General features: G+C 47.5%; 14 protein-coding genes and 1 pseudogene. 8 read left to right on the forward strand and 7 right to left on the reverse strand.

Annotated features, from left to right (window positions below; translation table 11 throughout):
- Positions 1 to 660 (forward strand): annotated as a pseudogene (locus tag DW657_RS17885) (hypothetical protein); the annotation flags it as partial.
- 164 nt (positions 661 to 824) lie between these two features.
- Complete coding sequence (locus tag DW657_RS13250; RefSeq protein WP_118312926.1) at positions 825 to 1,385, forward strand: DUF5675 family protein; 561 nt, start codon at positions 825 to 827, stop codon at positions 1,383 to 1,385.
- A 34-nt stretch (positions 1,386 to 1,419) separates the two neighbouring features.
- On the opposite strand, the gene DW657_RS13255 is transcribed toward DW657_RS13250, so the two are convergent.
- The 4 genes from DW657_RS13255 to DW657_RS18415 all read right to left on the reverse strand — a co-directional run bounded on the left by DW657_RS13255 (position 1,420) and on the right by DW657_RS18415 (position 6,767).
- Positions 1,420 to 2,220: an ABC transporter ATP-binding protein gene (locus DW657_RS13255; RefSeq protein ID WP_118312927.1), complete on the reverse strand. Its 801-nt coding sequence runs from the start codon at positions 2,218 to 2,220 to the stop codon at positions 1,420 to 1,422.
- Positions 2,221 to 2,273: 53 nt separating this feature from the next.
- Complete coding sequence (locus DW657_RS13260) at positions 2,274 to 2,648, reverse strand: RidA family protein (protein WP_006848032.1); 375 nt, start codon at positions 2,646 to 2,648, stop codon at positions 2,274 to 2,276.
- An 86-nt stretch (positions 2,649 to 2,734) separates the two neighbouring features.
- Complete coding sequence (locus DW657_RS18410; protein ID WP_233547046.1) at positions 2,735 to 4,417, reverse strand: response regulator; 1,683 nt, start codon at positions 4,415 to 4,417, stop codon at positions 2,735 to 2,737.
- On the reverse strand, positions 4,341 to 6,767 hold the full coding sequence (locus DW657_RS18415) for a two-component regulator propeller domain-containing protein (protein ID WP_233547048.1): 2,427 nt from the start codon (positions 6,765 to 6,767) through the stop codon (positions 4,341 to 4,343). Before DW657_RS18415 ends, DW657_RS18410 begins: the two co-directional genes overlap by 77 nt.
- 254 nt (positions 6,768 to 7,021) lie before the next feature.
- On the opposite strand from DW657_RS18415, the gene DW657_RS13270 reads away from it, so the two are divergent.
- From DW657_RS13270 to DW657_RS13295, 6 genes are all read left to right on the forward strand, one after another.
- Positions 7,022 to 10,096, forward strand: coding sequence for a TonB-dependent receptor (locus DW657_RS13270; RefSeq protein ID WP_118312929.1), 3,075 nt, complete (start codon positions 7,022 to 7,024; stop codon positions 10,094 to 10,096).
- A 67-nt stretch (positions 10,097 to 10,163) separates the two neighbouring features.
- A complete protein-coding gene (locus tag DW657_RS13275) occupies positions 10,164 to 11,726 on the forward strand; it encodes a RagB/SusD family nutrient uptake outer membrane protein (protein ID WP_118312931.1) in 1,563 nt (520 codons plus the stop codon).
- Between the two features lie 34 nt (positions 11,727 to 11,760).
- Positions 11,761 to 12,681 (forward strand): hypothetical protein, encoded by a 921-nt coding sequence (locus tag DW657_RS13280; protein ID WP_147381942.1) that lies wholly within the window; start codon positions 11,761 to 11,763, stop codon positions 12,679 to 12,681.
- A 33-nt stretch (positions 12,682 to 12,714) separates the two neighbouring features.
- Complete coding sequence (locus DW657_RS13285) at positions 12,715 to 13,920, forward strand: esterase (RefSeq protein WP_118312934.1); 1,206 nt, start codon at positions 12,715 to 12,717, stop codon at positions 13,918 to 13,920.
- 17 nt (positions 13,921 to 13,937) lie between these two features.
- Entirely contained in the window at positions 13,938 to 15,164 is a 1,227-nt protein-coding gene (locus tag DW657_RS13290) for an esterase (RefSeq protein WP_118312936.1), read from the forward strand.
- 63 nt (positions 15,165 to 15,227) lie between these two features.
- The gene (locus tag DW657_RS13295) at positions 15,228 to 17,570 is read left to right on the forward strand and encodes a glycoside hydrolase family 3 C-terminal domain-containing protein (RefSeq protein WP_369973480.1); all 2,343 of its coding nucleotides are present in this window, start codon (positions 15,228 to 15,230) and stop codon (positions 17,568 to 17,570) included.
- Positions 17,571 to 17,709: 139 nt separating this feature from the next.
- Here the strand turns inward: DW657_RS13295 and ilvA are convergent, their stop codons facing one another.
- The 3 genes from ilvA to DW657_RS18420 all read right to left on the reverse strand — a co-directional run.
- Positions 17,710 to 18,909: a threonine ammonia-lyase gene (ilvA, locus tag DW657_RS13300; RefSeq protein WP_118312939.1), complete on the reverse strand. Its 1,200-nt coding sequence runs from the start codon at positions 18,907 to 18,909 to the stop codon at positions 17,710 to 17,712.
- Between the two features lie 170 nt (positions 18,910 to 19,079).
- Positions 19,080 to 19,886: a Cof-type HAD-IIB family hydrolase gene (locus tag DW657_RS13305; RefSeq protein WP_118312943.1), complete on the reverse strand. Its 807-nt coding sequence runs from the start codon at positions 19,884 to 19,886 to the stop codon at positions 19,080 to 19,082.
- Positions 19,887 to 19,908: 22 nt separating this feature from the next.
- Positions 19,909 to 20,165, reverse strand: a 257-nt coding sequence (locus tag DW657_RS18420) for a hypothetical protein (RefSeq protein ID WP_233547053.1), incomplete at its 5' end; no start/stop codon positions are given.

The raw sequence follows: 20,165 nt of genomic DNA on the forward strand, positions 1-20,165 counted from the left end.
ATCAGGTATTTCAAGCGTGTGCTGACCGATGGTCCGGTTTCCCGAATCAACTTCTGCACCATCCCCGAAAGAGACATCGGCGAGGATATTCCCGTCTATGGAACCTATGATGAGGATTTCAGAAATTCTCTGAAACCTTACATCGATAATCTCTGTATGGCTTCGGGGCTGGTGGAATGCAAGGAGGCATTTCATCTTGCCGAGGTGCTGAAGGATGAGAATGCGGAATTCTCCCGTCTGTCGCAGGACAGAGTCTATGAGAATCTGAGCTTCCGTGCCAACGTAATCGGCTATCTGAAGGCATGTGTGCTCTATGTGGCGAACGGTTACCAGTGGGAGCCTGAGATTGAGGATTTCATCCGCTGGAGCGAGCGTTACGACATCTACTGCAAGATGCGTTTCTTCGGTGATGCCATCAAGAAGGCGGAGCTGGAGTGTGATCAGGAGAGCAAGAGAGGTCCGGCAAGTATCCTGGGATTCCTGCCAGAGGAGTTCAACTATCAGCAGGTGGAAGCCTTGAGAGTTGAGCATAAGATGAGTGCGAAGGGCACGATGAAGATGTTGAATAACTGGCTCTTCCGTGGCTACATCAAGGTGAAGGAGAAAGACTCAAATACTCAGTTACTCAAATACTCAGTTTTTATCAAGACCCATTCTTGAAAATAGCTTAGTACTTGAAAGCTTTTGCCCTTACAGGGCGGCAGGCTTGCTTCCGCAATAACCCAGGGCGATGCCCTGGGCTAGGAGCTTCTGCCCTTTCAGGGCGTGTGGGGCTTACTTACGAAAGTTTAGTTAAAATAATGAACGAAAAAAATCTATTGTATATGGAAATAGTTTTAGAGCGTATAGCAAAGAAGAATACTTATACCATCGGCCGACTGTATCTGTTGGCTGATGGTGACGTGAAGCGCAAGGCGCTGTCGGGCAAGAATGCAGGCGACAAGCGCAGGTTCGAGCATCGTTTCGACTTGAAGAAGTTGTCTGATGACAGCTACTTCTGTGATACCATGGAGCCTACGTGGCGCAACCTGAAGGGGATAGCGCTGAAGCCCGGGGAAGTGAATGCCCGGTTCAGTAGAGAGAGCGGCAAGGTGGCAAGAAAGATTCCGGGCCATACCGCCATCCCCGAGGGCTCGTATCGTGTGCTCATCACCAAGTCGCCCCGATTCAAGAAGTGGCTGCCGTATGTGCAGGGTGTTCCCGGTTTCGAGGGCATCCGCATCCATGCCGGCAACTATCCCGACGATACCCAGGGCTGCATCCTGGTGGGTGAGAATAAGCTGAAGGGTATGGTGGTGAACTCCCGTATCTGGCTCCATCGTCTGATGAAGCGCATCCAGGCGGCTGAGAATCAGGGGGAAGGTATCTGGATTACCATCATCTAAAAAAATGCAGTGCGCTGCAAATTTCTTATGGAAACTAGGAAAATTTGCAGTGCGCTGCATTTTCTATTTCAATCCTCATCCCTTCCGGGTTGAACCGAATGCCGTCGCGATCGATGAATCTCGAGAGGGAACCATCGGCGGCAAGCGATTTCGGAGTGCCGACGGAGAGACGGTTCTGCTCCATCAACCAGAGATTGTCGGAGAGCTGCAGCGCCAGCTCTACATCGTGGGTGGAGAGCAGGATTGCCTTGTGCTGCTCGTGTGCCAGGCGGCGGAGCATCTGAAGGGTTTCTACCTTGCTGGGGAAATCGAGGAAGGCGGTAGGCTCGTCGAGAATGATGATGCGGGGCTGCTGGGCAAGCGCCTTGGCTATCATCGTCTTCTGGCGCTCGCCATCGCTCAGCTCGGAGATGTTGCGCTGGGCGAGGTGGGGGATGCCGACCTGATGGATGGCTTTATCCACTATCTGCTGATCTGCCGGAGTAAGGGTGCCCCAGAAATTGGTGTAGGGAGACCTGCCGATGCCTACAATCTCCTTGACCGACAGCTGGGGAACATCGATGCGGGAGGTGAGAACCACGCCAATCTGACGGGCTAGCTGCTGCGCCGGATAAGCGGAAAGAGGCTGATCCTGAAGAAGGATTTCGCCATCTAGGGCTGGCTGGAAACCGCAAAGGGTTCTGAGCAGGGTGGATTTGCCCACTCCGTTGGCGCCGATGAGGCAGGTGAGCTCGCCCGGATGCAGGGAGGCAGAAACAGCAGAGGCTATCACCCGGAGCTGATGCTTCGGACGATAGCCAATGCTTAGATTCTTGAATGTAATGCAGGATTCCATCAAAAATATTTTTCCTTGTTGTTTTCGGACCTGTGACTCCTGGAATGCAGGAATTACTTAGCTGCCAAAACCTCAACCTCTACGAGTGCGCCCTTAGGCAACTTCTCTACGGCTACGGCTGAACGGGCAGGATATGGCTGGCTGAAGAACTCGGCATAAACCTCGTTCATGGCTGCGAAATCGTCCATGCTGTTCAGATAAACGGTAGTCTTCACTACGTGAGAAAGGTCGGTGCCGGCTGCCTTCAGGATGTTCTGGGCATTGGTGAGACTCTGACGAGTCTGCTCCTTGATGCCACCCTCTACGAAGTTGCCTGTTGCAGGGTCGATAGGAATCTGACCTGATGCAAATACGAAACCGTTTACTTCGATCGCCTGGCTATATGGACCGATAGCTGCAGGCGCATTGTCTGTGTGAATTGCGTTCATAATTAATTTCCTTTTTTTATTATTAAATCAATCTGGATGCAAAGATAAGCATTTTTCCCCAAAACGGATCTATTTCGCATCGAAATTTAATAAGTTTTCTTACTATATTCGCTCGGTGTACATCCAAATTGCTTCTTAAAGCTAGTAGAGAAGTGAGACAGGGTGTTGAATCCCGTCATATAGGCAATCTCCGAGATGTTGTACTTGCCTTCCACGATGAGGGTGGCGGCACGATTGAGCTTATAGGTCTTGAAGAAGACGCTTGGATTCTCTCCTGTGAGTCCCTTGACCTTGTAGTAGAGCTTTGTGCGGGAGATGTGCATCAGTTTCGTTACCTTGTTGACATCCAATTCCGAGTTGGCCAGTTCCTGCTCCATCATATGATAGAGTTCGTCCATGAAGAGTTTGTCTTGTGGCGACAGTACTTCCTCCACGTTCTTGTCGGTCTCCGTGGCGTTGGTCAGGATGGTCTTGGTCTTCTCGCGGTTGGTGAGTTGCGAGTTGATCATTGCCAGGAGGACCTTTGGGGTGAACGGTTTGGTAACGTAGGCATCTGCTCCACTGTTCAGACCCTCCACTTGGTTTTCGGTGGTGGTCTTTGCCGTTACCAGGATGACTGGGATATGGCAGAGTTGGATGTCTTGCTTGATTTCCTTGCAGAGATCATAGCCGCTCATTCCCGGCATCACCACATCGCTGAGGATGAGGCTAGGTTCTTCCTCCCTTGTCGCCTTCAAGGCACTCTCGGCATCGAAACGATAGATGATGCGATAGGATGATGCCAGGAGGGTGCGAAGATAATGCACCACTTCGGTGTCGTCATCTACGATGAGTATTTTCGGACGGTTGTCTGTACTGTTATCTTGACTTACCTTGTCTGCCACTTTCTGACTGTCGTGCAGTGGAAAAGTCATCTTCTGGTCTTGCTCCAAAAGGGCTTTCTCGTTGGCGGCATAGCGGCTCTCATCGGTAGGCAGGGTAACGGTGAAGATGGCTCCCTGGCAGTCCTTGCGATTGCCCGCCTTTAAATCGCCATGGTGAAGGACGGCCAGGCTGCGGGCGTAGTAGAGTCCGATGCCAGTACCCCAGTTGATGGTGCCTGTGGACTGGTTGTTCAACTGATAATATCGCTTGAAGATATTCTCCACCTCATTCTGTGGGATTCCCTTGCCTGTATCAGCCACCGTGATGGTGATAATCTGTACTCCCTTGTTAGTGGTACCGGTGTCGAAAGATACATCTATCTTACCGCCACGAGGGGTAAACTTCATGGCGTTGGACATCAGGTTGTTGATAATCTTTTCCAGTTTGTCGGAATCCAGAAGCATCAGGTAGGAACCTTCTAGTCCGTGACAGTTCAAGGTGATACCTTTCTCCTCGGTATTCACGATGAAGAGGTCCATGATGCGTTTCATCTCGGAGATAATGTCGGTTTGCTTGACGTGCAAGCGGAGTGTGTCGTTCTCCAACTTGTTGAAGTCGAGCAACTGGTTGACGAGTCTCAGCATTCTATCCACGCTTCGGTTGATGATGTTCAATAGCAACTTGTCGTGCTTGTTGATGCTTTCACTTTCGCAGAGTTGTTCCACTGGTCCCGAAATCATGGTGAGTGGTGTCCGGAACTCATGCGAGATGTTAGCGAAGAAACTCATGTTCATCTTGTTGATGCGCAGTTCTTGCTCCTTCTCATCCTTAGCCTTTTGAACCATGTTCTTCTCGATGCTGATGCGCATCTTCTGCCGATAGATCACGAAGCCGACGCATCCCATTATAATAAAGGTATAGGCACCATGCCCACCAAGAGTTCCAAGGCTCAGGGGCGATGCTTACCTGTATGCTTTTTTCGGCGATGATATTGTCGGAGTCGTTGCCTACCATCTTGACCTTGAAGGTATAGTTGCCAGCTGGCAGATTAGAGTAGTACGCCTCGTTGTTATTGCCTGCATCAATCCATGTATTGTCGAATCCTGCCATTTGGTAGAAGTAATGGATGTGCTTGTAGTCGCTGTAGTCGATGGCCGAAAAGGCGATGCTGAAGCTGTTTTGTTTGTAGCTTAGGTGGATATGGGGTGATTCTTCCATACTCTCCTTGATACATCCATTCTTGCCAGGAAGCATAATCTCATTATGTACCTTGAGTGTTTCGAAAAGCAGACTTATCTGTTGGTTCGTGTTTACGTTTTGGGGATTGAAGATGGTGAGTCCCTGGGTACCGCCGAAGATGAGAGTTCCATCTGACAGCTTGCACGATGCCCTATCGTAGAATTGGAAGCCTTTCACACCGTCAGCCTCGTTGTAGGTGGTTACCTTTTCTGTTTTTCCATCTATCTTGTTGAGTCCATACAGCGTACTGACCCAAATGTTTCCATCTCTATCTTCCTCGATGCTGGAAATGTCGGAGCAGGAGATTCCTGCTATGGTGGTCAGCTTGCGGCTCTTTGCGTCATACTTCAAGAGTCCGTTGGTAACTGTACCCAACCAGATGTTGCCCTTGCGGTCTTGATAGTTCTTGGTTGGGATATACACACTTCGCTTGATGCACTTCTTCCAGTCATCCGGATTCACTTTAAACTCTTGGACATCGAAGTTGTCTCCATTCATTTCGAGGATGGGTTTGTAGAAGGCAGATATGAGCATGTTGTCATTCTGCAAGAGCATGATGCTGGGAATGAAGCAGAAAGTGGTAGGGAAGAGTTGTTTTTTTGTCATCTCTCCACTTTGTACTGAAATGCAGTAGATGTTGACGGATGCCGTGGATACCCAGATGTTTCCCTTTGCATCTTGGCAGATGTCCATAGGCATGAAGCAAGGGTAGGAGGCTACCTTGTTGAGATTGTTGCCATCGTATTGGTACTTTGCCACATGGTCGCCATTGGCTAGCCATAGATGATTGCTGCTATCCACAAAGATGTTGATGATGGCATTCTTCTTGTTGCCGTTGCTGTAGGAAACCATCGGTATGTCCTTGAGTTGCTGGGTTTGCAAGTCATACATATAGAGTCCGTTCTTCTTGGTAGAAATCCAAAGGTGGTGATTCCTGTCGGCGGCTACGGAGAGTACGGGCTGTTTACCGATGGCACGTTGAAGGGCAGGCATGCTGTTAAACATATCTTTGTATCTGTAGATGGTTTTTACGCCATCGTCTTCTGACCCGAGCCAAAGGTTGCCCTTGGAGTCGGTTAACATCTTGTTGACTTGCATATCAGGCACTTCGAATGGGAAATTCTTGTCGCTTTGTGGCAGGATGGTTCCCTTCTGGGCATTGAAATAGAATAATCCGTGCTTGGTGGTGCTAAGCAGAAGGTTGCCTTTTGCGCCATACGGATGGATGCAGTTGACCATGTCGTTGGGGATTTGCAAGCCTTGCAATGCTGCAGGGAGATGTTGCCATTTCCGGGTGTTCGTATCAAAGAGCTGCATTCCATTGTAGCCAGAGAGGTAGAGCTGATGCCCATCGAGGAGAAAAGAGACGATGGGATAATTCTGTACTGAACTTTGGGCGATAAGTTTGAGGTCTTGGGTGCGATATCCCTTGACAGAGTAAGGGGTAACAATCCACATCACATCTTTTCGGTCTATATGGCAAGAGATATAATAGCAGTTCTTCTCCAGCATCTTGGAGAGCCTGGTGATGGCTGTGTTGGTATTTTCGTCATATTGATACAGGTCTGTCTTCGTGAGGAAGAAGATTCTTCCCTCCTTGTCTTCCAGGATTTTTTCGATGTTCTTGTTATTGCCATTGATACTTACTCGTTTGAAATAGCCATTGGCCTGGTATAGGCATACGCCATTGACGGTGGCTACCCAGAGTCGGTTGTGGGAGTCACGATAAATGTCGGTAATATTGTTGTCGGGCAATCCCAGTGAATCGTCCACGCAGTAGTATTGGTGATACTGGTTGCCATCATACTTGTTGAGACCACGGAAGGTACCTATCCAGATTTGTCCGTATCTGTCTTCGCAGATGCTCTTCACCTGTTGGTTGGAGATATGATCAGACAGGACGAGGTTCTTCTCGGGTGAAGAGACTTCGGGGATGTCTTTTTGGTCCTGGCAAGCAGTAAGAAGAAGGGCTGCCAAGAGGATGAGTACGTTATAAAATACCTTTGTTCGTTTCATAATCGATGGTTTTGATTGTTGCTGCAAAAGTACTATAAAACCTTGATATATACAAGGTTTATAAGACTTTTTAAACAAATACGCAAGTTTTTGAACATATAGAAAACCCCATTTTGAACAAAAACGTAACACAAGAAAACAAGTTAGAAAAAGGTGTATGATAAAAAGTACTACCTTTGCAGCCGTAAACAATCAACTGATTTACAAGAATAAAAGCTTAACTAACAAAGTATTATCTTTAATGAGTAAAATCTATGAGAAAAATGAATGATTACAGAAGGTTTCTAACCTTCGTGTTCTTATTGATGATTTCCGGTTCTGCTGCCTTGGCGCAGGAACTGATGAAAGTCGCTGGTCTTGTAGTTGACCAAAATGCCGACCCTTTGATTGGTGTTACCGTGCGTGTGCAGGGAGACAACAAGGGTGGTACTGTAACTGATATGGATGGTAACTTTACAATCCAGGTGCAAAAAGGTAAGACCCTTGTCTTCTCTTATCTTGGCTATAAGAATAAAGAGGTATTAGCCAACTCTTCCAGACTCAAGATAACATTAAATGAAGACAACAAGGTACTCGATGATGTTGTCGTTGTGGGATATGGTGTACAGAAGAAGAGTTCTGTGACCGGTGCCATCTCTCAGGTGAAGAAAGAGGATATGGAAAATCGTACCATCACCAATGCCAAGTCTGCTCTTCAGGGTAAGACCGCAGGTGTACAGATTGTCTCTTCTTCTGCTCGTCCGGGTGCATCACCAACCGTTCGTATCCGTGGTTTCTCTTCCAATGGTTCTTCCGATCCTCTCTATGTAGTAGATGGTGTGCGCCTAGGCGATATTAGTGGTATCGATCCTAATGACATAGCATCTATGGAAGTGTTGAAGGATGCCGCTTCTGCTGCCATATATGGTGCAGAGGCTGGTAATGGCGTGGTTCTCATTACAACGAAGAAGGGTACTGTGGGTAGTGGAAAGATAACATATGATTTCCAATATGCTATCGAATCGCTTGCTAAAAAGCCTAAGTTGCTCAATGCCGAAGAATATATCCAATATATGAAAGAAGGTAAGACCTTTACCGAGGATTATCTCTTGAAGAATTGGGATGGAACAACCAATACCTCCTGGGTAGATGCCATCTATGGTAAGGGTAAGATGCAGAAGCACAACCTGGGCTTTACGGGTGGTAACCAAAATGGCAACTACTATCTTTCGCTTACTTATCTTGACAATGATGGTATGGTAAGAGGTAATAATGACCTCTATCGTCGTCTTACCGCTACCATCAATGCTGAATATCAGATCAAGCCATGGTTGAAGGTGGGTACTACTAACCAGATTGAAAAGTATAACGCTCGTTCTGTTTCAGAGGGTACTGAGTATGGTTCTATGATGGCAGCTGTGCTTTCTATGGATCCATTGACCCCCGTTGCATACGAGGGTGGAAACTTGCCTGCTCATGTTGCTAGTGCCTTGGCAAGCGGAAAGCATCTCTTGACCAATGCGGCTGGTAACTACTATGGTGTGTCTGCTTTCTATGCAGGTGAGCAGTTCAACCCATTCGTGATGCGTGACAATGGCATATCTCGCAACAGTGGATTCAATGTGAATGGTTCCATTTATGCAGATTTCAAGCCTATCAAGGATCTTGTGCTTACTTCTCGCTTTGGTTACCGTTTGTCGGGTACTCGCAGTTCTTCCACTTCACTTCCTTACTATGGAAATGCAACGCAAAGCCGTGATTATGTAGATCAGAGTGCATCTTCTTCTACCTCTATTTATTATCAATGGGAAAACTTTGCCAACTATATGAAGAAGTTTGGTGACCATACCGTGAATGCCATGGTTGGTATGTCTTTCCAGGAATCTACCTACGATTTCGTGCAGGGTGGTTTGCAGGCTAATGGTGAAGACGCTGTCAAAAAAAACAATCCATTGTTCTACTATCTGAATTTCGCATCCGCTTCTGCTACCAAGTCTGTAGGTGGTGAGAAAACTCGCTCTGCCAAGTATTCTTACTTTGGTCGTTTGAGTTACGATTATAAGAACCGTTATTATCTGCAGGCTTCCCTCCGTGCAGATGCTGCCGACTTATCTAAGCTTCCAGCTACCAATCGTTGGGGATATTTCCCAGCTGTGTCTGGAGGTTGGACCATTTCTGAGGAAAAGTTCTTCGAGCCTTTAAGAGATGTTGTGGCTAGTTTGAAATTGCGTGCCAGCTGGGGCCAGAATGGTAGCTTGGCTGCCTTGAGTGGCTATGCCTACAGCACCGATATGGCGCAGGGTAGCATTTATCCGTTAGTTTCTGGTAATAATTATACAACGTCTGTTAGTCCATCTAGTATGGGTAACGATAAACTGAAGTGGGAAACATCAGAGCAGACCGACTTGGGTATTGATGCGCTCCTCTTCGCTGGCAGAATGAACTTCAGCATGGACTATTTCGTGAAGAAGACCAAGGACTTGCTCGTGGGTGGTACCACTCCATCTTTGGTTATCGGCGGCACTACATCTCCTATCAATGCTGGTAACGTAAGCAACAAGGGATTCGAGTTTGAACTCGGTTGGAGAGACAACATCGGTGATTTCAGCTACAGTGTGCGTGGCAACCTCGCTACCTTGAAGAACGAGGTTACTTATCTCGACCCATCCTTGACTCGTTTGCAGGGTACTACCTTTATGAATGTGCCTCTCACATACTTCGAGAAGGGTTATCCTGTGTATTACTTCCGCGGCTATCAGTTTACAGGCATAGACCCAAAGACGGGCGATCCAACTTTTGCCGACCTGAACGATAGTGGTGATTTGACCGATGATGACAAGATGGACTTGGGTAGTGCCATTCCAGACTTCACCTATGGTATCACCTTGACCGCAGCTTACAAAGGTTTCGACTTGGCAGTATTTGGTTCTGGTGCATCAGGCAACAAGATATTCAACTGTATCAACCGTACCGACTTCCCTATGGTCAACAAGATGAAGGAACTCTTCTATGACGACCGTTGGACGGAGAGCAATCCTAATGGTAGCAAGCCACGTGCTGGTGCCAACAATATGGACAAGTATGCTACATCCAGCGCAATGGTATATGATGGATCTTATTTCAAGATTAAGCAGATTCAGTTGGGCTACAGTTTGCCGAAGACTCTTCTCAAGAAGGTAGCAATCAGCAACTTGCGCCTCTATGTGTCTCTCGATGACTTCTTCACCATCACCAAGTACCCAGGCTTCGACCCTGAGGTTTCTACCAATAGTGTAGTGGGTATGGGTATCGACAAAGGCGGTTATCCAACCTCAAGGAAGGTAGTGATGGGCTTCAACTTGGAGTTCTAAGGTCTGGAGGTTCATATAACTAACACTATACATATTCTATATATATATATAATAACATTAGGAAATTATGAAAAAGAATATCATATATAGTCTGCTTCTCGTTGTGGCAGTGTTATTTGCCGGTTGTGAAGACAGACTCGATATAGCAAAGCATGGCAATATGGGTGGTCAGGATGATTTCTACAAGACCAATGAGCAGACCGAGCAGGCGGTGGCTGCCATGTATAGCCGTGTGAAGGGATTGTATTATACTTGGTTCTTTACCAAGAATCTGCTTTCGGATGATGCTTGGTGTGGCGGTGGTAATCGTGGCGACAACAACTCATACGAGCAGTTGAATGAATATACCTTCGATTCTAGCAACGGTAATATCGAGGGCCTGTTCTCGGGTCTCTATGGTGTCATCTATCAGTCAAACCTCGTCATAGAGAAGGTGGCTAAGGATACGGATGTCAAGAAACGTGCCATAGCCGAGGCTTATTTCTTCCGTGCTTGGGCTAACTTCGAGCTGGTTACTCTTTGGGGTACAGCTCCATTGGTAGATCATCTCTTGGCTACAGATGAGTACCGTCAGCCAAACAGTACTCCAGAGGCACTTTGGGCTGTTGTGGAGGCAGACTTGAAAGAGGCTATCGGTATGAATGCCTTGCCTTCCAAGAAGAACAAGGACGATCAGGAGACGGGTATGCGTGTTACCCAGGAAGTGGCAAAGGCTTATTTGGGCAAGGCTTATCTCTTCCAGAAGAAGTATCAGGAGGCTGCATCCGTACTCAATGAGGTGGTGGATTCCAAGAAGTACGACCTCTTCCGTGGCGACTATGACATGCAGTTTCATGCCGTCAACAACAACAACTGTGAGTCTATGCTCGAATTGCAGTGGCGTAACGACCAGGAGCAGACTTGGTCCCAGATGGACATGACCTTCCTGATGCAAGGATGGCGTACTGGCAATATGACGCTTGAAGGAAAGGCTGCCGACGAAGTTGCTCAGGGAACCTACGGCTTCTTGAACCCTCGCAAGTCTCTCTATGATGCATTTGTAAAAGCAGAGGGCGAGAATGGATATCGTTTGCAGAAGACCCTGCTCAACAGTAATCAGATAGCAGCATACGGTGTGAAGTTGAATCCTGGTCAGAACATCTATGGATGTGAAGGATACCTCTTCTTTAAGAACCGCTTATTGAAGAGTGACAACATCATGGATGCCTCCTGGTTCCAGGGATTTCAATATACCGACCGAAAGATTATGCGTTATGCCGAAGTTCTCCTCCTGGCTGCCGAGGCAAACCTGGAGGCTGGCAACACAGACGTAGCGCTGAGAGACATCAATGAGATTCGTATTCGCGCCAAGGAAACTCCATTGACTAGCGTTACCTTGGACGACATCAAGACGGAGAAGCGCTTGGAGCTCTGTCTGGAAAGTACCCGATTCCAGGACTTGGTACGTTGGGGTGATGCCAAGAAAGCCTTGGCTTCACAGGGTAAGGAAATTCCTAACTACTCTTCCAAGGGCGTAAGTTGGGATTTCTCCAATTCTACTTTCGGATTCCAAGACAAGCACATGTTGCTTCCTATTCCTTTGAAGGAAAGAGAATTGAATCCTAATATCCAGCAGAATACGGGATGGTAATCTTCTAATTAACTGATATTTAAATGATATTGATATGAAAAAATATATAGGTTCAATATTAAGTCTGTTTATTGCAGGGCTGTGTTTCACAGCCTGCGATAACGATGCTCTTGATGGTATGCAGGGAGTATATGCAGATATGCAGAATTATACATCGCAAGAGGCTACCGTGCAGCCTACCACTAAGTTAAAGAAAGGCTTGAAGGCGCTCAATGTAGATATAAAAGATGTAAAGGGAACTGCCATTCAGATTAGTTTTGGTAGTACCGAGTGGATTCTTCCCGCTGCCTCTTATACCGTAGCTGAGACCGTGGCTAACAAAACTTGTGTGGTCAAGGTGAATGGTGAGGCAATGAAGAGTGGCGACATCGACGTATCTCTTATCGGGGGCAAGTATTACTTGAACGGTTTGTTTGCCAATGCCGCCGGTCAGCGAGTGAAGTTGAATTATGTAGGAGAGCTTGCCTTCGTTGTGGGACAGGATGACCCAGAGGCTTCTGGTTATACCTTCTCTATCGCAACCTCTCCTGTGATGACACGCGATTGGGCAACCGGTCAGACAACCTTCTTCCCAGACGTTACCAAATATGTGATGACCGTAAAGAGTCCTGAGGGCAAGGTGATGGCATCTTTGGAGGCTGTCAATTCCAACAACTTGCAAGCAGAGGGCTTGGCAGGTACTTATACTATCCAGGGTAGCTCTACTGCCCCTTGGTTAATGGACAATGGTTATGCCATGCCACAATATGGTGCATTTGGCGGAAGTTATTTTGTGGACGAGGCGGGCAAGCAGCAGTATATCTCTTCTGGTTCCATCGTGATTGAGACCGCAAAGGATTCCGAGGGTATGAGCTTGTTTACTTTCTCTGGTTCCAACTTAGGCACCGTGGATGTTACAGGTGCTGCAGGAACGGGTAATTTTACAGTGAAGTTCGCTTCAGTGGAAGTACAATAATCATATACGTATATATAATAAGGTGTAAAGACAATGAAAAAGTTATCAATATTAGTTATTGCATTATGTATGACATGTGGCAGTGCTTCGGCACAGCAAGCCCTCTTCGGAGGGCAAATGCCACAGTCGCCTGAGATTCATGCCGACAAGACGGTTACTTTCCGCTGTATGGCACCTGGTGCTCAAAAGGTGCAGATTACGGGGGATTTCTTGCCAACTCGCAAGATTGATACCCCGATGGGCAAGTATGATGCCCCAGGTGTGGCTGACTTGACCAAGGACGAGAAGGGGGTGTGGAGCTATACCACCACCTCTCCTCTGTCACCAGAGTTGTATTCTTATACAATGATGGTGGATGGCGCCAGTGTTACTGACCATCTCAACGTCTATACCGTGCGTGACATCGCCAACGTTTCCAACTATTTCTTGATAGGTGGGGGAAAGGCAGATCTCTACAAGGTCAACAAGGTAGCGCATGGAACCGTATCAAAGGTCTGGTATGATGATGCCAAAGCTGGCCTTACTCGCCGTATGACAGTATATACTCCTGCTGGTTACGAGACCAGCAAGCAGAAATATCCTGTGCTTTATCTCTTGCATGGCATCGGTGGCGACGAGGAAGCGTGGATGGATTTGGGACGTGCTTCGCAAATCCTCGATAACCTCATTGCGCAAGGCAAGGCGAAGCCAATGATCGTCGTCATGACCAATGGCAATATCTCTCAGGAGGCAGCTCCAGGACAGACTTCGGATAATCTGATAGTTCCTACATTGGGATTGCCTAAGACCATGGAAGGCTCTTTTGAGGTTTCTTTCCCAGAGGTGGTGAAGTTTGTGGATGCTCGTTATCGTACCTTGGCAAATACCCAGAACCGTGCCATCGCCGGTTTGTCAATGGGTGGATTCCATTCCCTCTATATTTCCATCAACAATCCTAAGACCTTTGGCTATGTGGGTCTCTTCTCGGCAGCCATTGGCAAGGAACAAAGAAGTGGTGGCGCCAACGAGTACATCTATGATAACTTCGACAAGAAGTTGGCTGACTTGTTTGCAGCCAAGCCAAAGCTCTTCTGGATTGGTATCGGCAACACCGACTTCCTCTTTAAGGACAATACCGCCTTAAGAGAGAAACTGACCAAGAACCATTATCCATTCACCTATATGGAGACCGATGGCGGTCATATCTGGCGCAACTGGCGCATCTACCTGGGTGAGTTTGCCCAGAAAATCTTTAAGTAACTTCAAACAACATCACAATGAAAAAGATAACATTTTTGGCAACAGCCTTGCTCTTGAGTATGAGCAGCTTTGCACAGCAAGCTTTGTTCGACAACGTACCTGTGGTATCTCCAGAGGTAAACGCTAACCATACAGTAACCTTCCGTCTCAAGGCTCCCAATGCACAGAAAGTGCAGATTACGGGCGACTTCTTGCCTACCAAGCAGATTGATACCCCTGTGGGAAAGTATGATGCACCGGGAGTGGCAGACTTGGTGAAGGATGACAAGGGAGTATGGAGCTTTACCAGCACTAATCTTTCTCCTGAGCTTTATTCTTATAATCTCATCTTGGATGGTGTGAAGATTGTGGATCCTGGAAGCGTCTATATCACTCGTGACATCACTTCGGAAACCAATATTTTTATCTTGTCAGACAAGAAAGGCGACTGTGGTGACCTCTACACCGTCAATGAGGTGCCTCATGGCAATGTGCAGAAGGTTTGGTATGATAGTCCTACGCTCAAGATGCAGCGTCGTATGACCGTCTATACTCCAGCAGGTTACGACAAGGGCAAGGATTACCCAGTGCTCTACTTGCTTCATGGCGCAGGTGGTGATGAGGATGCTTGGACTACTTTAGGTCGTGCACAGCATATTCTTGATAATTTGATTGCCACTGGTAAGGCTAAGCCTATGGTCGTGGTGATGACCAATGGCAACCCTAACTGTCAGGCTGCTCCTGGCGAATGGTCGGCAGGTATGTATGTGCCTTCTTTCTATGGTTACCAAGGTGCCAAGGCGGTGGCTACGATGGATGAGAGCTTCCCTGACGTGATGAACTATGTGGAGAGCCATTACAAGGTGGGCAAGGATAAGGCGCATCGTGCCATCTGCGGTTTGTCAATGGGTGGTGGACACTCCTTTGACATCTCTCGCCGTTTCCCTAATAAGTTTGATTACGTTGGTCTATTCTCCGCTGGTTTGCATGTGGGAAAGACTGGCGATTTTCGCACCGATTTCTATAAGATGCTGCAAGAGGACGAGGAGGCGAAGCAGCAGTTGGCAACCTTGTTTAAGAACAAGCCAAAATTGTATTGGATAGGTATGGGCAAGACCGACTTCTTGTATAAGAGTACAGCCGGCTTGCGTCGCTATTTCGATGAGAAGGGGTATGAATATACCTATATGGAGACCGAGGGCGGCCACATCTGGCGTAATTGGCGTGTGTATCTTACAGAGTTCGCACAGAAGATTTTCAAATGATAAAATAAGTTTTTCAAGTAAGAGTTTTGTAAAAGATTATTAAAAAATAAGATATAGACAATGATAAAACAATTATTAGTTTCTTCATGTGTGCTTTTTTCTGCGACTTTCGTAGTGCAAGCACAGAACCCAAAGTTGGGTGTGTCTCCTATCCAGGATGTCATCAATGCGATGACTCTTGATGAGAAGATTCAGTTGGTGGTAGGTTCTACGGGTAAGTATGAGAGCCAGATGGAGGCTACCATTGGTAACCAAGGTCAGTTGGTACAGGGTGCCGCAGGTCAGGTGAATGGTATTGAGCGTCTGGGCATTCCAGCTACGGTTGTAGCCGATGGTCCTGCTGGTCTTCGCATCGACCCTAAGCGCAAGAATACCGATAAGACATTCTACTGTACCCACTTCCCTGTGGCTACTGTGATGAGTTCTACCTGGAACAAAGACTTGGTGTATTCCGTAGGTACCTCTATGGGAGACGAGGTGAAGCATTATGGCGTAGATGTCTTGTTGGCACCTGCTACCAATATTATGCGTAATCCTCTTTGTGGTCGTAACTTTGAGTATTATTCAGAAGACCCATTGTTGGCTGGTACCATTTGTGCTGCTATGGTGAATGGTATCGAGAGCAACGATGTCGGTACTTCGTTGAAGCACTTCGCACTGAACAACCAGGAGACCAATCGTACTCGTAACAATGTTATCGGTAATCCACGTACTTTCCGTGAGATTTACTTGAAACCTTTCGAAATCGTTATCAAGGAGGCTCAGCCTTGGACAGTGATGACTTCTTACAATCTCATCAATGGTACGATGTCTAGTGAGCGTTGTGACTTGATAACAGAGATTCTTCGCCATGAGTGGGGATTCAAGGGTATGGTGATGACTGACTGGTTTGGTGGTCTTAGCGCAGCTGCCCAGATGGAAGCGGGTAACGACCTGTTGATGCCACGTAAGGCAGACCAGGTGAAGGAGATTCGCAAGGCTGTGCTCAATGGTCGCCTGTCGATGGAAATCCTCGACCGCAATGTACGCCATATCTTGGAGTATATCATGCAGACTCCTCGTTTCAAGCAGTATGTTGCTGACAACAACCCTGATTTGAAGGGACATGCTTTGGTGGCTCGCAATGCCGCTACCGAGGGAATGGTGTTATTGAAGAATAACAAGAATGTATTGCCACTCGTTCAGAAGATTAAGAACATAGCTCTCTTCGGCAATACTTCTTATGATTTCATAGCTGGTGGTACTGGTTCCGGCAATGTTAACCATGCTTATGTGGTAAGTTTGTTGGATGGTTTGAAGAATGCTGGCTATCAGGTGGATGGCGACATCCAGAAGTCATACATAGAGTATGCTCCAAAGGCAAAGGCAAATTTGCCAAAGCCAAAGAATCCTTTGGAGGCTTTCTTGCCGGGTCACTTCATCCCTGAGATGAGCCTTGCTGAATTGAATATGTCTGCTGCCGTCAAAAACAACGATATGGCAATCATCACTATTGGTAAGTCGTCTGGTGAGTTCTTGGATCGAAAGATTTCTGATAGCTTCAATCTCACCAAGGAGGAGAAGGATATGATTTCTGGCGTTTGCAACGCTTTCCATAAGGCTGGCAAGAAGGTGGTTGTCATCTTGAATGTTTGTGGCGTTATTGAGACCAAGAGTTGGATTGGCGGTCCTGATGCTGTATTGCTGTCTTGGTTGCCTGGTCAGGAGGGTGGTAACTGTGTTGCTGACATCTTGGCGGGTAAGGAGAATCCTTCTGGTCGTCTTCCTATGACATGGCCTGTAAGTTATAACGATGTTCCTTCTAAGGCTGATTTCCCTAACCCTGAGACTGTCAAGGTTGATGATGTGCTTGGTATGTTTATGGGCAAGGGCATCGGTAGCAAGGGTGACGTGAAGAATGTGGATTACACCGAGTATAATGATGGTGTTTATGTAGGTTATCGTTATTACCAGACTAAGAAAGTGCCTGTATCTTTTCCTTTTGGTTATGGTATGAGTTATACTATCTTTAAGTATGGCAAACCTGTGGTAACGAAGGATGCACAGGGCAATATCAAGGTCCTGGTGACTGTGAAGAATGCTGGTAAGGTAGCTGGTAAGGAAGTTGTTCAGGTATATGTGGCAGCTCCTGGCAAGGATATGGATAAACCAACCAGGGAACTTCGTGGTTTCGCCAAGACTAAGAAATTGCAGCCTGGTGAGTCGGAGACAGTTACTATCGACATCCCATACAAGAACCTGGCTTCTTTCAATGAGGTTGATAGTCAGTGGCAGGTTGAGGCTGGTGATTACAAGGTGATGGTGGCAAAGAATGCTGCCGATCTCAAGCCTCTCACTACCGTGATTACTGAGGAAGCTGGTGTAACCGAGAAGGTTCGCCCTTGCTTGCTCAAGGAAGTAAAGTAGTTCTATCAAAGATAAAGCTCAATAATAAAAGAGCTTGATGGTAATAAAGAGTTTAATAAGATATAAAAAGAGGGTGCGCTATCAACTGACGGCGCACCCTCTTTTTATATCTTATGGATTTTTTTAAAAGTCTCTTCTCTTATATGATCCAGAGATGGAAGCCCTTCTGCTCCAGGGCACCCTTGATCTCCTTGACGTGTGCGGAGTCGCGGGTCTCCATCGTGAGTCGGAGCACGCAGGCATTCACCTTGTTGCGGTTGGCAGAACGGTCGTGATGAACTCCCGTGATGTTGCCGCCCAGGTTTGCAATGACGGAGGCTACCTCTACCAGCTCGCCCGGCTTGTCGTCCAGCTCCATCTCGATGGTGCAGAGACGTCCGCTCTTTACCAATCCACGGTTGATGACGCGGTTCAGGATGGTAACATCGATGTTACCGCCGCTTACCACGCAGATGGTCTTCTTGCCCTTCACCGGCACCTTGTTGTACATCACGGCAGCTACGCTTGCAGCTCCGGCTCCTTCAGCCACCATCTTCTCGCTCTCGAGGAGCTTCAGGATGGCTGCGCAGATTTCGTCCTCACTTACGGTGACGATTTCATCCACATAGTTGGAGCAGGTTTCGAAGGTAATCTTACCCGGTTCCTTCACGGCGATGCCGTCGGCTACGGTTGCCACAGATGGCAGCTTCTCCTGCTTGTGGTCGTGGAGACTCTGAACCATGCTGGCTGCTCCCTCTGCCTGGACTCCATAGACCTTGATGTTAGGATTGAGCGACTTGATGGCGAAAGCGACTCCCGAAATCAGTCCGCCGCCACCTACCGGTACTACCACAGCTTCTACATCAGGCAGCTGATCGAGGATTTCCAGTCCGATGGTTCCCTGTCCGGCAATCACCTTCTCGTCATCGAAAGGATGCACGAAGGTATAGCCGTGCTCATCCTTCAGCTGCAACGCCTTCTGGTAAGCGTCATCATAGACGCCCGGAACCAGGCAGACCTCTGCACCTAGACGCTTGGTAGCCTCTACCTTGGAGATAGGGGCACCCTCGGGCAGACAGATGAGGCTCTTCACTCCCATGGCGGTAGCGCCGAGAGCCACACCCTGTGCGTGGTTGCCTGCCGAACAGGCAATCACACCCTTCTCCTTCTCTTCCTGAGAGAGTTGGGAAATCTTATAGTATGCACCTCGAATCTTGAACGACCCCGTCTTCTGGAGGCATTCCGGTTTCAGATAAACATCACTATCTGGGTTGATTCTCGGTGTGTGAACCAGCTCAGTTTTTCTAATCACGTGGCTCAGCACGAAGCGGGCCTTGTAGAAATCGTCAAGTTGTAACATAATCGTTGATATGCTTTAATTCTGTTATCTGTCAGGATGATAGTTCCTGAGTGATTTTTGACTGCAAAGGTACTCTAAAAGGAAGAAAACACAAAATATTTCAATTTAATTTTTGTTATTCCCCTCAAGTTTCCTTAGTGGTTGGAGTAAGTATGTGGGGCGATGGCCTGCTACATGCCGAAGTGCTCCAGCGCCGCAGCTACGCCGTCTTCCTCATTCGAGAGGGTGATGTAGTCGGCATCGGCTCTTACTTCCGGGGCAGCATTCGCCATGGCTACTCCCATGCCTGCAAGTTTCAGCATGCTCAGGTCGTTGTAGCCGTCGCCGAAGGCTATCATATCGGCAGGGGTGAGATTGATCTTCGCCAGGAGTCTTCTCAGCGACTGCGCCTTGTCGATTCCCTTAGGTACCAACTCGAGGAAGAATGGGGCTGAGCGGAAGACGTCCATCTTATCGTCCACCATATCCAGCAGTTCCTGTTCTGCCTTGAGCATATCCGATGGGTCGCCCGTCATGAGGAGCTTGGTAGGATGAGGTTCCAGGGCATCGAGTAGATGCTCTACCTTGCGGATGTTCATCTTGTTGATGCGCGATTCTTCCTTCACATACTGATCGTCTGGCATCTCGGTGATGATTTCATTGCCGGCGTATCCCAGCAGGGCATGGCTCTTCTCTCGCGCGTACTTATATAATACAGGGATTACCTCATCTGGCAGAAACTGGGTGAAGAGTTTCTCGCCGGTCTGGGCGTTCACGATATTTCCACCATTATAGGAAAGGATATAGCCCCCTCGCTTCTGCAGTTCCAGGCATTCTGCCACCGGCTCGATGCCGTATGTAGGGCGACCGGATGCAAGGATGATGACGGCTCCCTCGCTGGCAGCCTTGAGGAGAGCTTCGCGGGTTTTGGGGGTGACCACCTTGTCGTGGTTGGTCAGGGTGCCATCCAGGTCGAGTGCGATGGCACGGTAAGGAATCTGTTTTGCTTTTTCCATTGTTCTATGTGATTCTTTGTTTTTTATGCGTGCAAAGATACAATAATATTCTGAAAAATGGGAAGTAAAGTGTATTTTTGCTAATTTTGTTCCCAAAAAGGTGGTCATTTAAACGAAATGACTCTGTTTTTATCAGTGCTAAATGGTTTTTGAACGATAAGCACCCATCTTTTATTGTTTGTTTTACACTATATTCGGAATCTTTTTGTATCTTTGCACCGCAAATCAAAGTAACCCTAAAATCCGCAACTATCATCCAAT

Source organism: Prevotella sp. AM23-5 (assembly GCF_003473645.1).
Taxonomy (GTDB): Bacteria; Bacteroidota; Bacteroidia; order Bacteroidales; family Bacteroidaceae; genus Prevotella; species Prevotella copri_A.

Coding starts and splice junctions, on each gene's coding strand:
- DW657_RS18410 (WP_233547046.1), bottom strand. CDS start 4,417: ATGGGATGCGTCGGCTTCGTGATCTATCGGCAGAAGATGCGCATCAGC.
- DW657_RS18415 (WP_233547048.1), bottom strand. CDS start 6,767: ATGAAACGAACAAAGGTATTTTATAACGTACTCATCCTCTTGGCAGCC.
- DW657_RS13260 (WP_006848032.1), bottom strand. CDS start 2,648: ATGAACGCAATTCACACAGACAATGCGCCTGCAGCTATCGGTCCATAT.
- DW657_RS13285 (WP_118312934.1), top strand. CDS start 12,715: ATGAAAAAGTTATCAATATTAGTTATTGCATTATGTATGACATGTGGC.
- DW657_RS13270 (WP_118312929.1), top strand. CDS start 7,022: ATGAGAAAAATGAATGATTACAGAAGGTTTCTAACCTTCGTGTTCTTA.
- DW657_RS13280 (WP_147381942.1), top strand. CDS start 11,761: ATGAAAAAATATATAGGTTCAATATTAAGTCTGTTTATTGCAGGGCTG.
- ilvA (WP_118312939.1), bottom strand. CDS start 18,909: ATGTTACAACTTGACGATTTCTACAAGGCCCGCTTCGTGCTGAGCCAC.
- DW657_RS13290 (WP_118312936.1), top strand. CDS start 13,938: ATGAAAAAGATAACATTTTTGGCAACAGCCTTGCTCTTGAGTATGAGC.
- DW657_RS13275 (WP_118312931.1), top strand. CDS start 10,164: ATGAAAAAGAATATCATATATAGTCTGCTTCTCGTTGTGGCAGTGTTA.
- DW657_RS13250 (WP_118312926.1), top strand. CDS start 825: ATGGAAATAGTTTTAGAGCGTATAGCAAAGAAGAATACTTATACCATC.
- DW657_RS13255 (WP_118312927.1), bottom strand. CDS start 2,220: ATGGAATCCTGCATTACATTCAAGAATCTAAGCATTGGCTATCGTCCG.